12 protein-coding genes and 1 rRNA gene are annotated in these 12,548 nt (G+C 31.2%); 7 read left to right on the top strand and 6 right to left on the bottom strand.

Going from position 1 to position 12,548, the window contains the following annotated elements; translation table 11 throughout:
- Positions 1 to 44 precede the first annotated feature (44 nt).
- Positions 45 to 152: ribosomal RNA gene (gene rrf / locus N5E64_RS14620) — 5S ribosomal RNA — on the top strand.
- Between the two features lie 214 nt (positions 153 to 366).
- On the opposite strand, the gene N5E64_RS14615 is transcribed toward rrf, so the two are convergent.
- The 4 genes from N5E64_RS14615 to N5E64_RS14600 all read right to left on the bottom strand — a co-directional run bounded on the left by N5E64_RS14615 (position 367) and on the right by N5E64_RS14600 (position 3,642).
- Positions 367 to 1,074 (bottom strand): virulence factor, encoded by a 708-nt coding sequence (locus tag N5E64_RS14615; protein WP_219035223.1) that lies wholly within the window; start codon positions 1,072 to 1,074, stop codon positions 367 to 369.
- Positions 1,064 to 2,344 carry a bifunctional lysylphosphatidylglycerol flippase/synthetase MprF gene (locus N5E64_RS14610; protein ID WP_280038130.1) on the bottom strand — a complete coding sequence of 427 codons (1,281 nt, stop codon included), beginning with the start codon at positions 2,342 to 2,344 and terminating at the stop codon, positions 1,064 to 1,066. The genes N5E64_RS14615 and N5E64_RS14610 overlap by 11 nt, the downstream gene beginning before the upstream one ends.
- Positions 2,345 to 2,479: 135 nt before the next feature.
- Positions 2,480 to 2,656, bottom strand: coding sequence for a hypothetical protein (locus tag N5E64_RS14605; RefSeq protein ID WP_280038128.1), 177 nt, complete (start codon positions 2,654 to 2,656; stop codon positions 2,480 to 2,482).
- Entirely contained in the window at positions 2,653 to 3,642 is a 990-nt protein-coding gene (locus N5E64_RS14600) for a flippase-like domain-containing protein (protein WP_280038127.1), read from the bottom strand. Before N5E64_RS14600 ends, N5E64_RS14605 begins: the two co-directional genes overlap by 4 nt.
- Before the next feature lie 101 nt (positions 3,643 to 3,743).
- Here N5E64_RS14600 and N5E64_RS14595 point away from each other — a divergent pair, with 101 nt between their 5' ends.
- Together N5E64_RS14595 and N5E64_RS14590 are read left to right on the top strand one after the other, a co-directional pair.
- The gene (locus N5E64_RS14595) at positions 3,744 to 4,268 is read left to right on the top strand and encodes a GNAT family N-acetyltransferase (RefSeq protein ID WP_115001191.1); all 525 of its coding nucleotides are present in this window, start codon (positions 3,744 to 3,746) and stop codon (positions 4,266 to 4,268) included.
- Between the two features lie 212 nt (positions 4,269 to 4,480).
- A complete protein-coding gene (locus N5E64_RS14590; RefSeq protein ID WP_280038126.1) occupies positions 4,481 to 5,824 on the top strand; it encodes an ammonium transporter in 1,344 nt (447 codons plus the stop codon).
- A gap of 55 nt (positions 5,825 to 5,879) precedes the next feature.
- Here N5E64_RS14590 and N5E64_RS14585 read toward each other — a convergent pair whose 3' ends face one another.
- The gene (locus N5E64_RS14585; protein ID WP_280038124.1) at positions 5,880 to 7,907 is read right to left on the bottom strand and encodes a M3 family metallopeptidase; all 2,028 of its coding nucleotides are present in this window, start codon (positions 7,905 to 7,907) and stop codon (positions 5,880 to 5,882) included.
- Between the two features lie 141 nt (positions 7,908 to 8,048).
- On the opposite strand from N5E64_RS14585, the gene N5E64_RS14580 reads away from it, so the two are divergent.
- The 3 genes from N5E64_RS14580 to N5E64_RS14570 all read left to right on the top strand — a co-directional run bounded on the left by N5E64_RS14580 (position 8,049) and on the right by N5E64_RS14570 (position 11,145).
- Complete coding sequence (locus N5E64_RS14580) at positions 8,049 to 8,975, top strand: glyoxylate/hydroxypyruvate reductase A (RefSeq protein WP_280038123.1); 927 nt, start codon at positions 8,049 to 8,051, stop codon at positions 8,973 to 8,975.
- 101 nt (positions 8,976 to 9,076) lie between these two features.
- Positions 9,077 to 9,970, top strand: coding sequence for an AraC family transcriptional regulator (locus tag N5E64_RS14575; RefSeq protein WP_038337196.1), 894 nt, complete (start codon positions 9,077 to 9,079; stop codon positions 9,968 to 9,970).
- Between the two features lie 176 nt (positions 9,971 to 10,146).
- Positions 10,147 to 11,145, top strand: a complete 999-nt coding sequence (locus N5E64_RS14570; protein WP_115001184.1) for a beta-ketoacyl-ACP synthase III — start codon at positions 10,147 to 10,149, stop codon at positions 11,143 to 11,145.
- A 58-nt stretch (positions 11,146 to 11,203) separates the two neighbouring features.
- On the opposite strand, the gene N5E64_RS14565 is transcribed toward N5E64_RS14570, so the two are convergent.
- Positions 11,204 to 11,620: a DUF2007 domain-containing protein gene (locus tag N5E64_RS14565; RefSeq protein WP_219035217.1), complete on the bottom strand. Its 417-nt coding sequence runs from the start codon at positions 11,618 to 11,620 to the stop codon at positions 11,204 to 11,206.
- An 80-nt stretch (positions 11,621 to 11,700) separates the two neighbouring features.
- Here N5E64_RS14565 and N5E64_RS14560 point away from each other — a divergent pair, with 80 nt between their 5' ends.
- Positions 11,701 to 12,447, top strand: coding sequence for a dienelactone hydrolase family protein (locus tag N5E64_RS14560; RefSeq protein WP_221410155.1), 747 nt, complete (start codon positions 11,701 to 11,703; stop codon positions 12,445 to 12,447).
- The last annotated feature ends 101 nt before the right edge of the window (positions 12,448 to 12,548 follow it).

Genomic DNA, 12,548 nt, shown 5'->3' with positions numbered 1-12,548 from the left:
ATCGAATCATCAGGATGTAAACCTGATTAAAAATACAAAAATATTAGGGTGACTATAGCTGCAGGGCTCACCTCTTCCCATTCCGAACAGAGAAGTTAAGCCTGCCTGCGCCGATGGTACTGTTATTGCGGGAGAGTAGGTCATCGCCAGTTTTTATTTAAACTTCAAGATTTAGTTCTTGAGGTTTTTTTATGTTTTAAACTTTTAGTTAGCTAGAAAGTATTATGATAATTTTTACACCATTCAACTAAATAAGAATAAGTTTCATTCTTATTCTACGATTAACAAATTAAAAGAGAGCTTGATGATTTTAAAACAAAAAAGTTCGGAATATCACAAGATGTAATTATGTTAAATGAATATTTTCTAATTTGACTTTAATTGCTTAGTAATAGTCTCAGTTACTTTTTGATAATTTCGGTTAAAGTGATGATTACCACCCAAATAAATTATGTTTTTATTGGTTAAAGTAATTTTATTGTAGGGATAATTTTTTCCATAATCACTTAAAATAATAGATAAATGTAAGTTAGGTAATTGATTAATTTCTGGAATTGTATTCCATTTTCCGCTTACGTTTTCAAAAATTAAATTTTTGTAATGAATCTCAAGATCAGCAGTTTCATACGGATCTAAAAGAATAAGTTGATGAATTCGATCTTTGGTTTTTGTCGGAAGCTCATTGATAATAAATGGAATCGCATCAGCACCAAAAGAATAACCGATAAATACAACTTTTTGATTTTTGTGATTTTTGAACTTTTCTTCTAAAAATTGACTTAATATTTCAGCCGTTTTTTTAGGATCTCTTTCATTCCAAAAATAAACTTTAGAATTTAAAGCATAAATATCATAGCCTTTCTGATAAAGATTTTTACAAATTGATTTTGAAAAAGGTCCTAATCCAGCATCTCCACTTAAATAAAACAAGATAGGTTTAGTGTCATTTTTATTCTCCCATATTTTAAGCGGTAAAGGATCTTTGATATCCACATCATCTCCTTTTGTACGTACGATATACAAACCAATTGTAGTGATAATCAATCCAAATAATATGAGATTTTTAGTTTTCATCTTGAGGTTTCATAACTCTATTTAACGCTTGTGGAAGTTGAATAAGTTCCACTTCATTATCATAAATGATGTATTTGTTGATCCAATAATTGGCGTATTTTTCTTTGAAATCGCGCATTGTTTGATATTGTTTAAACGTCCCAATTCGTTGATAAGCAAATTTCATGAGTTGCTCGGCAATATTATTTGGTTTATCTAAACCAGCCAGAGGAGTTAAACCAATGTTGATATATTTCTTTTGATTTGCTTTGGCGCGATTAATTAATGCAATTATCACCGCATCCATACTACCATTTGGCGAATTGACAGTTCTTCGAAATAAATCGTAAGTCATCTCATCTTTTGCATAATCTGGAATAACATTCAGAAATGTAACCACTTTATTTTCTTCATTTCTCAGCGTAATAATCGTTTGATTTTTTAATATTCCTCTGTCAAATTTACCTTCTGCAAATACAATTTCTTTTTTATCAAATTCTTTTAACCATTCATTTGAGACAGATTCAATTTCATTTAAAAATTCTTCTGTCAAAGGAGGCAAAATAACTTCTGTTTTAAAACCTTTTTTCTCTAAAGTATTCAATGCATTTCGCATCGATTTACGTTCTTTACCTTGAAGATTAAAGGAATCAACTTCAATAATTCCTTCTTGACCAATTAATAAATATTGTTTTTTTAAATTTCTGAAATCAATTAAATCGTTTTCCGAAACTCGATAATAAGCAGTTTTCAAACCTTTTGTTTTGCAATAGTTCTCGAATTCTGAAATTAAATCTGATTTATGCTTTGCATCACATACAACATTATCCAAAACAATAGCAAAATTTAAACCGATTTTATACGCGACAAAACCATCAATATTTGAAGAAAAATAAAGAGTTTTATCATCCATTAATTTAAAATAATCTAATGCTGAATTACCATATTTTTCGACGATTTCTTCTGCTTCTTCATAATCCTGAATACCTTTTGTGTTATAATTTTTAGCTCTAAAAAATGCTAAAATCAATAATATCCAAGAACTAAATCCAAAAAAGATATTGATGTCTTTAAAATCTTCGGCAAAGGTTGTTCTCGGAACTAAATTGTTTTCGCTGAATAATAAGAAGTTTTGAAATGTATAATAAAAAGCTTGATTCCAAGAGAAATCTACACCAAAATGACGTTTATCAATGAAATAAAAACTTAAAACATTGAAAATAAAAATTGCAAAAAATGCCATTAAAAAAATAGAGAATCCTTGTCTTAATCGTTTCAAATTTGTTTTCAATGGGTATTGTTTTGTGCTTTAAATTAACAAAAAGATAGTCAAAAATGCGAATCCATCTTCTTCTACTCCAATGCTTCTAATATATTTCCAAAAATGATAGTATTGCAAATATTTAAGCAAAATTCCATGCAGATTTTAATCCTTTGTTGATATAACATAAGTAATCAATAAAGCAATTCCGACAAATAGAATCATCAATTTTGAAAGATGCATGAATTCGATTGGTAAATACAATTTTTCGAAATGCAAACGTTCTGCAAGAGGAGGAGTGATGACTGAAATTATATTAATCATTCCTAATGTAAAAATCATAACAGCAGGAAAATTCGTGCAAATAGTTTTCTTCCACGCCACATAAAACTCAAACATCCAAAACCTAAAGGCAGCCAAAATTCGAAAACGCGGTACAATAAAGTTGTAACTAAACCTTGGTTATGAGAATAGCCGAATTGTGTTAAAATATACACCATCGTAAATTCTACAGCACCCAAACCTCTCAAAAAAGGCGAAATAATCATCAATAAAACAGAAATCGTATAAGCCAAAGCTGCTGCATCAAAAGTGGGTTGAATACCTAACGCTAACATTGCGATGTAGACGTGTAAAATCCCAGTAATTTCGATGATTGTTGAAATTAGAATTGTGAGATTAATATTTTTCCTGTCTAAAGAAGCTTCAAAAATTGGATTGATTTCTTCCGTAATCTTTGGAAATTTATTTTCTATAATTTGATAGAATTTATTTTTGGTTTTGAATGAGTTATAAATGAAATAAACTAGAATTAAAATTATGCCCAAAATGACTAATGATATCCACGAATCATTAAAATATTTGTTGACGTAAATACTATAAATAATGATAGGAACGCCAATGATGAAAACCGTTAATAATCCAATAAAACCATAAATAGAACTTGCCTGAATGATTTTATTTGTTTCAAATTGTTGCTTTTTGATTTGTTTGGGTAAATAAGCCAAAGAACTAATTCCGCCCGCTGGTAGAAAAACACTGATAAAATTTCGTTTGAGAAATAAATTGACAGCGTCCCAAAATTTAAGAGGTAAACCAACTGCTTTGAAACTTGTGATATACATTGCAGCTTGCAGCGAAATATAGAGAATCGTTATTCCGAAACCGATCAATAGCCAAATAGGTTTTGCGCTTTGAATACTCGGAATAATTTGCATCATTTCTTTGCGTTCGCTTCTGAAAAATACAAATGCGAGTAATAAAATAAGTATTGCTAAAACTTGTTGCCAAGGTATTTTTACATATTTTATAGATTTTGGAAACCTCATGTTTGTATGACATTGTTTAGTTCTATTAATTTATCAAAAAATTAAATATCAAAACTTATGATTTGCTTAAAAATAACTTATATTGAAAATAAAAATAAGATATGGAGACTGGATTAAATTTACGTCAAGCTATTTTGAATGATGCAGATAGAATTTGGGAAATTTTGCAACAAGCAATTGAGAAAAGAAAAGAGGAGGGAAGTAATCAATGGCAAAATGGTTATCCAAATCTAGATGTTGTAAAAAATGATATCTCAAATGGTTTTGGTTATATAATTGAGAATGTTGATAATCTAATCATAGGATATGTTGCAATTATTGATGAGATAGAACCTGCTTATACAGCAATTGAAGGAAAATGGATGAATGATGATCCATATATTGTCATACATCGATTGGCTGTTGCACAAGATGTTAAGATAAAAGGTTTAGGAACTTGGACGATGGATGAAATTGAAAAAATAGCAATTATAAAGAAAATACAGAATATAAAAGTTGATACCAACTTTGATAATATTGGAATGTTGCGTGTTTTTGAAAAGTTAGGTTATCATTATTGTGGCGAAGTTTATTTTGATGGAAGCCCAAGAAAAGCTTTTCAGAAAATTATTCAGAATTTAACATAATTGAATATTTTAGATAGAATTTAGATAAACTAAATAATCAAATTGATAAAAAGATTCCAAAAAAGGAATCTTTTTTTATGAATTTACATAGGGTAATTATGTTTAAAATGTAAAATTAATATTTTAACCCCTAATTTTTATAGGGTGTGATTTAAAATAAATGATTTTATTTAAAAATAATCTAATTTTGATAGGGTTAAAATTAAAAACTTATGAAAGTTGGATTAAAATGGAAAGTAGCTTTTGCAATTATAACGCTAGTTGCATTCGCTGGATTATTTTGGAAACCAGTTGTAGATATTCCAAATACAGGAGAATTTCTTAGCGAAGAAAATATTGTAAATTCAGATGTCGCCTGGATTTTAGCAGCTGCAGGATTGGTGTTATTGATGACGCCAGGTTTATCTTTTTTTTATGGTGGAATGGTGGGTAAACGAAATGTTATTTCTACCATGTTGCAAAGTTTTATTGCCTTAGGTGTGATTTCGATTTTGTGGGTTGTAGTTGGGTTTTCACTGTCTTTTGGTGATTCAATTGGTTTTACAATAAATGGAGAACATTACGGAATTATTGGTAATCCTTTAAGTTATCCATTTTTTAATCATGTCGGAGCATTTCCACACAAAGACATGGCATCTACAATTCCATTTGTTTTATTTGCATTGTTTCAAATGAAATTTGCAGTCATTACACCAGCGCTTGTAACTGGTTCTTTTGCCGAAAGAGTGCGTTTTATTTCCTATTTGTTATTTATGATTTTATTTAGTTTAATCATTTACACACCGCTTTGTCACATGGTTTGGCATCCAGAAGGTTTATTGAATAAATATTTTGGCGTAAAAGATTTTGCTGGAGGAACTGTTGTTCATATGAGTGCAGGATTTGCAGCATTAGCAGGAGCTTTGGTGATAGGTAAACGTAAGAACAGAGAACACAAACCTGCAAATATTCCATTTGTTATGCTTGGAACAGGAATGTTATGGTTCGGATGGTTTGGTTTCAATGCTGGTTCAGCTTTGGGAGCAAATGCCACAGCAGCTTTAGCTTTCGGAACAACAACAATTGCTTCTGCTTCTGGAATGATGACATGGATACTTTTTGATAGAATTAATGGTCGTAGCGTTTCTGCTATGGGAGCATGTATAGGGGCTGTAGTTGGATTAGTAGCAATCACTCCAGCTTGTGGATTTGTTACAATTCCTGAAAGTATATTTTTTGGCTTTATTACTGCTATTGTCTCAAATGTAATGGTTCATTGGAAAGTATTAAAACGAGTTGACGATACTTTAGATGTTTTTGCATGTCATGGTGTCGGAGGAATAATGGGAATGATTTTGACAGCTATTTTTGCACATGGTGAAAATGCGAGTTTGTTACATGGCGGGGTGGATGTGTTTGCACATCATATGATTGCTTTGTTGTTTGTCTCGTTATTTACTTTTTTCGGTGCGATTGCTTTATTTTATATTACGGATAAAATGATTCACTTACGTGTGAGTGATAGAGCAGAGTTCGAAGGCTTAGATTTGTCGCAACACGAGGAAAGTTTACATTAATTAAACAATGATATTATAAAAAAATCCGACTACTTTTTGTAGTCGGATTTTCAATTTATACTAATCCAGCACGCTTTAATAAAGCATCTGCTGTTGGTTTATGACCTCTAAATTCTTCGTACAGTTTCATCGGTTCTACTGTTCCTCCAGATGATAAAAGTTTATAGAATTTTTGAGCTGTTTCTGGATTGAAAATTCCAGTTTCTTGGAAAAATGCAAAGGCATCTGCATCCAAAACTTCGGCCCATTTATATGAATAATAACCAGATGAATATCCACCTTGAAAAATATGTGAGAAGGATGTACTCATCATATTTTTATCAATTTCTGGATACAACTCTGTTTGTTTGAACGTTTCTTTTTCAAATTGTTGTAAATCATTAATTTCAGCCAAATCATTCGCATGATAAGCCATATCCAATAATCCAAAACTCAATTGACGAACAGTTTGATAACCTTCCATAAAACTTGAAGAAGCTTTTACTTTTTCAATTAATTCTTGCGGAATAATTTCTCCTGTTTGATAGTGTTTTGCAAATAATTTTAAAGCTTCTGGTTCGTAACAGAAGTTTTCATAAAATTGAGAGGGTAATTCAACAAAATCCCAATAAACATTTGTTCCAGAAAGACTTTCGTACGTTGTATTTGGTAACATTCCATGTAGCGCATGTCCAAATTCGTGGAACAATGTTGTTACTTCCTGAAATGTCAATAATGACGGCGTGTCTTTCGTTGGTTTTGTAAAATTACAAACAATCGAAATGTGCGGACGTTTGGTGTTTCCATTCACATTAGAAGCTTCTCTATAACTTGTCATCCAAGCACCAGGGCGTTTTCCTGCGCGCGGGAAAAAGTCTGCATACAATAAACTTAAGAACGCACCATTTTTATCTAGAACTTCATAAGTTGTTACTTCATCGTTGTATTTATCAATTTTATGAATTTCTTTAAATGTAATTCCATACAATTTTGTTGCGACATCAAAAGCTCCTTCAATCACATTCTCTAACTGAAAATAAGGTTTCAATTCTTCGTCAGAAAGACTGAATTTTTTCTGTTTTAATTTTTCAGCATAATACGCATGATCCCAACGTTGCAATGTATCAATCCCATCAGTTTCTTTTGCAAATGCAGTTAATTCTTCAATTTCTTTTTCTGCAAACGGTTTTGCTTTCGTTAATAAATCATTCAAGAAATCTAAAACAGTCGTTGGTGTTTTTGCCATACGTTCTTCCAAAACATAATCAGCATGCGTTTTATAACCTAATATTTTAGCACGTTCGTGACGAAGTTTTACAATGTTTTTTACATTTTCTTCGTTGTTAAATTCATTATTTTGATAAGCTTTTACTCCATTTGCTCTAAACAATTTTTCTCTTAATTCACGATTTTCTGCGTATTGCATAAACGGAATATAGCTTGGTGCTTGTAAGGTAATCAACCAACCTTCGTGATTTTTTTGTTCTGCATCGGCTTTTGCTTGATCAATAGCATATTGAGGTAAACCTTTCAAATCATTTTCATCAGTAATAATCAATTCGTATGCATTAGTTTCAGCCAAAACATTTTGACCAAATTGTAATGAAAGCATTGCCAATTGTTTATCAATTTCGCGCAGTTTATTTTTATCTTCTTCGTTCAAATTTGCACCATTTCTCGAAAAACCTTTGTATTTTTTTTCTAGTAAATAAGCTTGTTCATCTGTTAAATTCAACGAATCCTTTTGATTATAAACGACTTTAATTCGTTCAAATAAATCTTGATTTAAGCGAACATCATTTCCAAATTCAGATAATAAAGGCGAAACTTCTTGTGCAATTTCTTGAATTTCATCATTCGTTTCAGCAGAATTAAGGTTGAAGAAAATAGAAGAAATTCGTCCTAATTTTTCACCAGAAAGTTCCATTGCTTCAATTGTATTCGCAAAAGTTGGCGCTTCAGGATTCGCAGTAATTGCATCTATTTCAGCTTTCGCTTCTTCAATTGCTTGGATAAAAGCAGGTTTGTAATCTTCAATTTTGATTTTAGAAAAAGGAGCACTTTCAAAAGGTGTTTCAAATTTTTCTAATAACGGATTTGCCATTTATGGTGTATTTTTTTAGTTAAAATATATTTGTTTGAACTCTTTCAAATTCTAATCCAAATGTAAGAAATCTGACAAATCGTCAAATTTAATGTGTGATTAATTTAGAGTTATTTACATTTGTTTTAAAAGTAAACAATTATGAGTGTAGCCTTAATATTCAATCAAAAACCAACAGAAGAATGGCAAAGAAATTTACAAGAATTGTTGCCAGATACGAAAGTTGAAGTTTATCCAAATATCTCAAATCCAAAAGATGTAGAATTTATTGCAACTTGGAAACCGCACAAAAATTATGTGACTGAATTTCCAAATCTAAAAGTTGTACAATCAGTTGGAGCAGGAATTGACCATTTGTTGCATACCAAAATTTTGGAATCGATAAAGGTGACACGTATTGTTGATCCTGCTTTGAAACAAGAAATGTTTGAACATGTTTTGGCTTGTGTTATGACTTCAATGAAAAATTTGTTGACGTATTATAAAGATCAAGTTCGTAAAGAATGGAAGCCTACTACTTATCAAAATATCAAGGAAACAACTATCACTATTTTAGGATTAGGTGAAATCGGAAAGTTAGTAGCGGAGCAATTTGTTACTTTAGGTTTTCAAGTCAAAGGTTGGTCGAATTCGCCTAAAAATATAAATGGAGTAGAATCTTTTGCTGGAAAAGAAGGCTTGAATGCTGCGATTTCTAATACTAATTTTATTGTCAATATTTTGCCTTTGACAGATGATACAGAAGGTATTTTGAACAAAGACTTTTTTGCACAATGTTCAGCTCATACAGTTTTGGTTAATGTTGGTCGTGGAGCACATTTGGTCGAAAAGGATTTATTAATTGCAATCGAAGAAAAACATATAAAAGAGGCGTATTTAGATGTTTTTGTAGAAGAACCTTTACCTGAAAATCACCCTTTTTGGACGAATGAAAATGTTTATGTAACACCTCATATTGCGAGTGTTACAAATGCAACAACAGCTCTAAAACAAGTTGCAGATAACTACAACAGAATGAAAAATAACGAGACTTTATTGAATGAAGTTTCATTAGAAAGAGGATATTAGATATACCAAAATGACGTAAGATTTTGTTAAAAAGACGCATTTATGTTTTTACTTGTCAAAAAAATCTTTTAACATTGTATTCGAAAAAATAAAAGCTAAAAATGAGTGATTATATTCAACTTTATTCAATTGATAATATTTTAAGAACTTACAAAGAAGAAGCAACTGATCGTCGGTTAGCAATCTTTGATGTAGGTCCTGAAAACAATTATTATTTTGTAAAACGAAAACCTTATAAGTTTACGTCGCTTGGGTTGATTTTAATTACTGCAGGAACATGTGAAATCACGGTAAATTTAGAACCAACATTGATCAAACGTGATGATATTATTGTGGTTCTTCCAGGTCAGTTGTTCGAGATTATAGAGCATTCGGCTGATTTTGCTGTTCAAGCAATCTTTATTGATTCAGATTTGATTATTGAAGCTGGTTTTCACGTGAAATCCAATAACTTAGTAGAGTTTTTGTCGTCTAAATATCCTAAGATCATCTCTTTAGATAAAAAGATTGTACGTGATATGCGCTACAATCTGAACAAGATTAGTAAATACACCATCAAGAACGAAAATATCTTTGCAAAAGATTTGGTTTTACATCATTTTTCGGTCTTGATGTACGAGATGGGAAATTACTACAACCAAGCTGTAATGGCGAAAAGTACAACGAAAGAAGTTAGAAAAGAAGAATTGGCTAAGCAGTTTTTGTATTTAGTTTCAACTCATTTTCGTCGTCAACGTAATGTACAGTTTTATGCAGATGAAATGTTTATTAGTCGTAAGCATTTAACTAAAATCATCGTTGAAGTCTTTAATAAATCACCCAAACAAATCATTGCCGAAGCCATTGTTTTAGAAGCTAAAGTCTTACTAAAGAACCCAAAATATAGTGTTTCTGATGTTGTGACAGAATTAAATTTTATAGACACTTCCGTTTTTAGTAAATTTTTCAAAAATTATGCAGGTGTTTCGCCAACAACTTTTATTGCTTCTAACTAATAATTGATGTAAATCAATGCAAATGTGAAAATTTTCTAAAAACGTCTTTTTGACATATTATTACGTTTATTTCGCTAACTAATTTGTTAAATTGGATAGACCTTTGTTGCTCAAATTTTAATTGATGCGTCTTTTAGTAGATAATCGATACATGAAATTTGAATGAAAAGAATTTTATGGTGGTAGATTTTACAAAAAAAATATTTGCACATATTTCAGCAATCGGTGGTTATGTGCCAGAAAATAAACGAACTAATTCCGATTTAGAAAAGATTACAGACACTTCTGATGAATGGATTGTAAAAAGAACGGGAATTAAAGAACGTCGTATTTTAGAAGAAGGTTTAGCGACTTCTGATATGGCGGTTAGTGCAATTCAGAATTTAATTGATACATACAAAAAAGACATCAAAGATGTTGATGCGTTGATTGTTGCGACTTCTACACCAGATATGTTGATGCCTGCTACAGCAAATATTGTATGCGAAAAGTTAGGAATAGAGAATGTTTGGGCATTTGATATGAATGCAGCTTGTTCTGGATTTTTGTACGCGTTGGACATGGGCGCTTCGTTGATTGAAAGTAGACGTTACAAAAATGTTTTGGTCATTGGAGCTGATAAAATTAGTGCGTATGTAGACATCAAAGATCGTTCGACAAATATTTTGTTTGGAGACGGAGCAGGAGTGGTTTGGTTAGAGCCTACAAACGAAGAAGGAATTTTAGATGCTTTGTTACAGAGTAATGGAACTGGAAAAGAATTCTTGAATATAGAAGGAGGTGGTTCTTTGTATCCAGCGAGTTCACAGTTGTTGGTTGATGAAAAACGTTACATTAGACAAGATGGGAAAATTGTATTCAAAAATGCAATTCAATCGATGAGTGATACGTGTGTCAATGTTTTGAAACGCAACGATTTTTCTGTAGAAGATGTAAATTGGTTGGTTCCGCATCAAGCAAATAAACGAATTATTGACGCTGTTGGTAATGAAATTAATATTGAAGAAGGTAAAACTTTAATCAATATTGAAAATTATGGAAACACAATTGCAGCGACAATTCCGTTGTGTATTTGGGAAAATACATCAAAATTAAAGAAAGGAGATTTATTGATGTTGACAGCCTTTGGTGCAGGTTTCTCTTGGGGAGCAAGCTTATTGCGTTGGACAATTTAATCAATAAAAATCATATATTTTTGTTCATAAAGAACGGCAAGAATTTGTCGTTCTTTTTTTATTGTAAACCATTAAATTCTTCACCACACTTCTTGCATTTGAACACGTTTTTGTAGTAAATAGGGTATACCCAAAATATGATAGAAGATAATAAAGAAAGTAAGCCTTTTCCACCTTTCATTGACTTGTAATTGCTGTAATACTCATTGCTTCCACATTTTGGACAAACAAGAATTTCATCCAAATCATTGGTGTAATTTGAAGCATCAATTTCTTCTAAAACTTTCATGGCGCGATCAGTATCTTCTTTCTTAATTTTTACTTTCACACCACCAATAGCATTCGACAAAAACTGATTAATCCCAACCGAATGTTCATCAAAAACAAAAGCATCAATCTGTTCACTCTCTAATTTCGAACGTAAAATATGTGCTTCAATAGGGCTTTCAAATGTTTTTAATGTAATAAGTTCCATGCTAATTGTGTTAAATATTCAATTCAATATCCGATATAAAATTAGTTCTTTTTATCTTAATGTCTTAAATTTTTTAGTAGATGAAAAATGTAATTCAATGTTTATTTTTAATTGTATTGATGATGAATACGACAAATGCGCAAAACCTAAAACAAGTTGCTTATAAAGATGGTTCGCAAAAATTGAACGGTTTAGTAACTGATAACACAACAAAGAAAAGTCCAGGAGTTTTGATTTTACCGGCTTGGAAAGGAGCTGATAACGAAGCAAAACAAGCTGCAATAGATTTAGCAAAAGAAGGCTATATTGCGTTTGTTGCAGATATTTATGGAGAAGGAAACAATCCGAAAGATAATGCGGAAGCGGCTAAAGCAGCAGGAAAATACAAGTCTGATTATGCAGCTTATCAAAAAAGAATTGATTTAGCGTTGAAAGAGTTAATCAAAGCTGGTGCAGATCCAAGTAAAATTGCTGTAATTGGTTATTGTTTTGGAGGAACAGGCGCATTAGAAGCTGCTCGTGCGCAATTAGCTGTTGTGGGCGTTGTTTCTATTCATGGTGGATTAGCAAAAGATGCTGTTCGAAAAAATATTCCTCTTAAAACAAAAGTTTTGATTGAACATCCTGCTGAAGATGAATCTGTAAAACCCGAAGATATTTCGAATTTAGTAATTGAAATGAACGAAGGAAAAACAGATTGGCAAATGATAACTTACGCAAATTCAAAACATACATTTACCAATCCAGAATCACCTGATTACAATAAAGTAATGGCAGATAGAGCTTGGCAACATACATTATTGTTTTTGAAAGAAGTATTGAAATAAAACCGTCAATTCTAGTGAAATTCTTTTTAGAATTTTGTATCGAGAATAAGGTTTTAGAAGATAAAATTTATCTTAATTCTCGATACAATTTTAATAAAAAA

The organism is Empedobacter sp. GD03739, assembly GCF_029843245.1.
Taxonomy (GTDB): domain Bacteria; phylum Bacteroidota; class Bacteroidia; order Flavobacteriales; family Weeksellaceae; genus Empedobacter; species Empedobacter falsenii_B.
This window is presented reverse-complemented; position numbering and strand designations above follow the sequence as displayed.

Bases quoted from the DNA above. Each gene is read 5' to 3' on its own strand.
- N5E64_RS14615 (WP_219035223.1), bottom strand. From the start codon at position 1,074: ATGAAAACTAAAAATCTCATATTATTTGGATTGATTATCACTACAATT.
- N5E64_RS14605 (WP_280038128.1), bottom strand. From the start codon at position 2,656: ATGATTTTTACATTAGGAATGATTAATATAATTTCAGTCATCACTCCT.
- N5E64_RS14600 (WP_280038127.1), bottom strand. From the start codon at position 3,642: ATGAGGTTTCCAAAATCTATAAAATATGTAAAAATACCTTGGCAACAA.
- N5E64_RS14595 (WP_115001191.1), top strand. From the start codon at position 3,744: ATGGAGACTGGATTAAATTTACGTCAAGCTATTTTGAATGATGCAGAT.
- N5E64_RS14590 (WP_280038126.1), top strand. From the start codon at position 4,481: ATGAAAGTTGGATTAAAATGGAAAGTAGCTTTTGCAATTATAACGCTA.
- N5E64_RS14585 (WP_280038124.1), bottom strand. From the start codon at position 7,907: ATGGCAAATCCGTTATTAGAAAAATTTGAAACACCTTTTGAAAGTGCT.
- N5E64_RS14580 (WP_280038123.1), top strand. From the start codon at position 8,049: ATGAGTGTAGCCTTAATATTCAATCAAAAACCAACAGAAGAATGGCAA.
- N5E64_RS14575 (WP_038337196.1), top strand. From the start codon at position 9,077: ATGAGTGATTATATTCAACTTTATTCAATTGATAATATTTTAAGAACT.
- N5E64_RS14570 (WP_115001184.1), top strand. From the start codon at position 10,147: ATGGTGGTAGATTTTACAAAAAAAATATTTGCACATATTTCAGCAATC.
- N5E64_RS14565 (WP_219035217.1), bottom strand. From the start codon at position 11,620: ATGGAACTTATTACATTAAAAACATTTGAAAGCCCTATTGAAGCACAT.
- N5E64_RS14560 (WP_221410155.1), top strand. From the start codon at position 11,701: ATGAAAAATGTAATTCAATGTTTATTTTTAATTGTATTGATGATGAAT.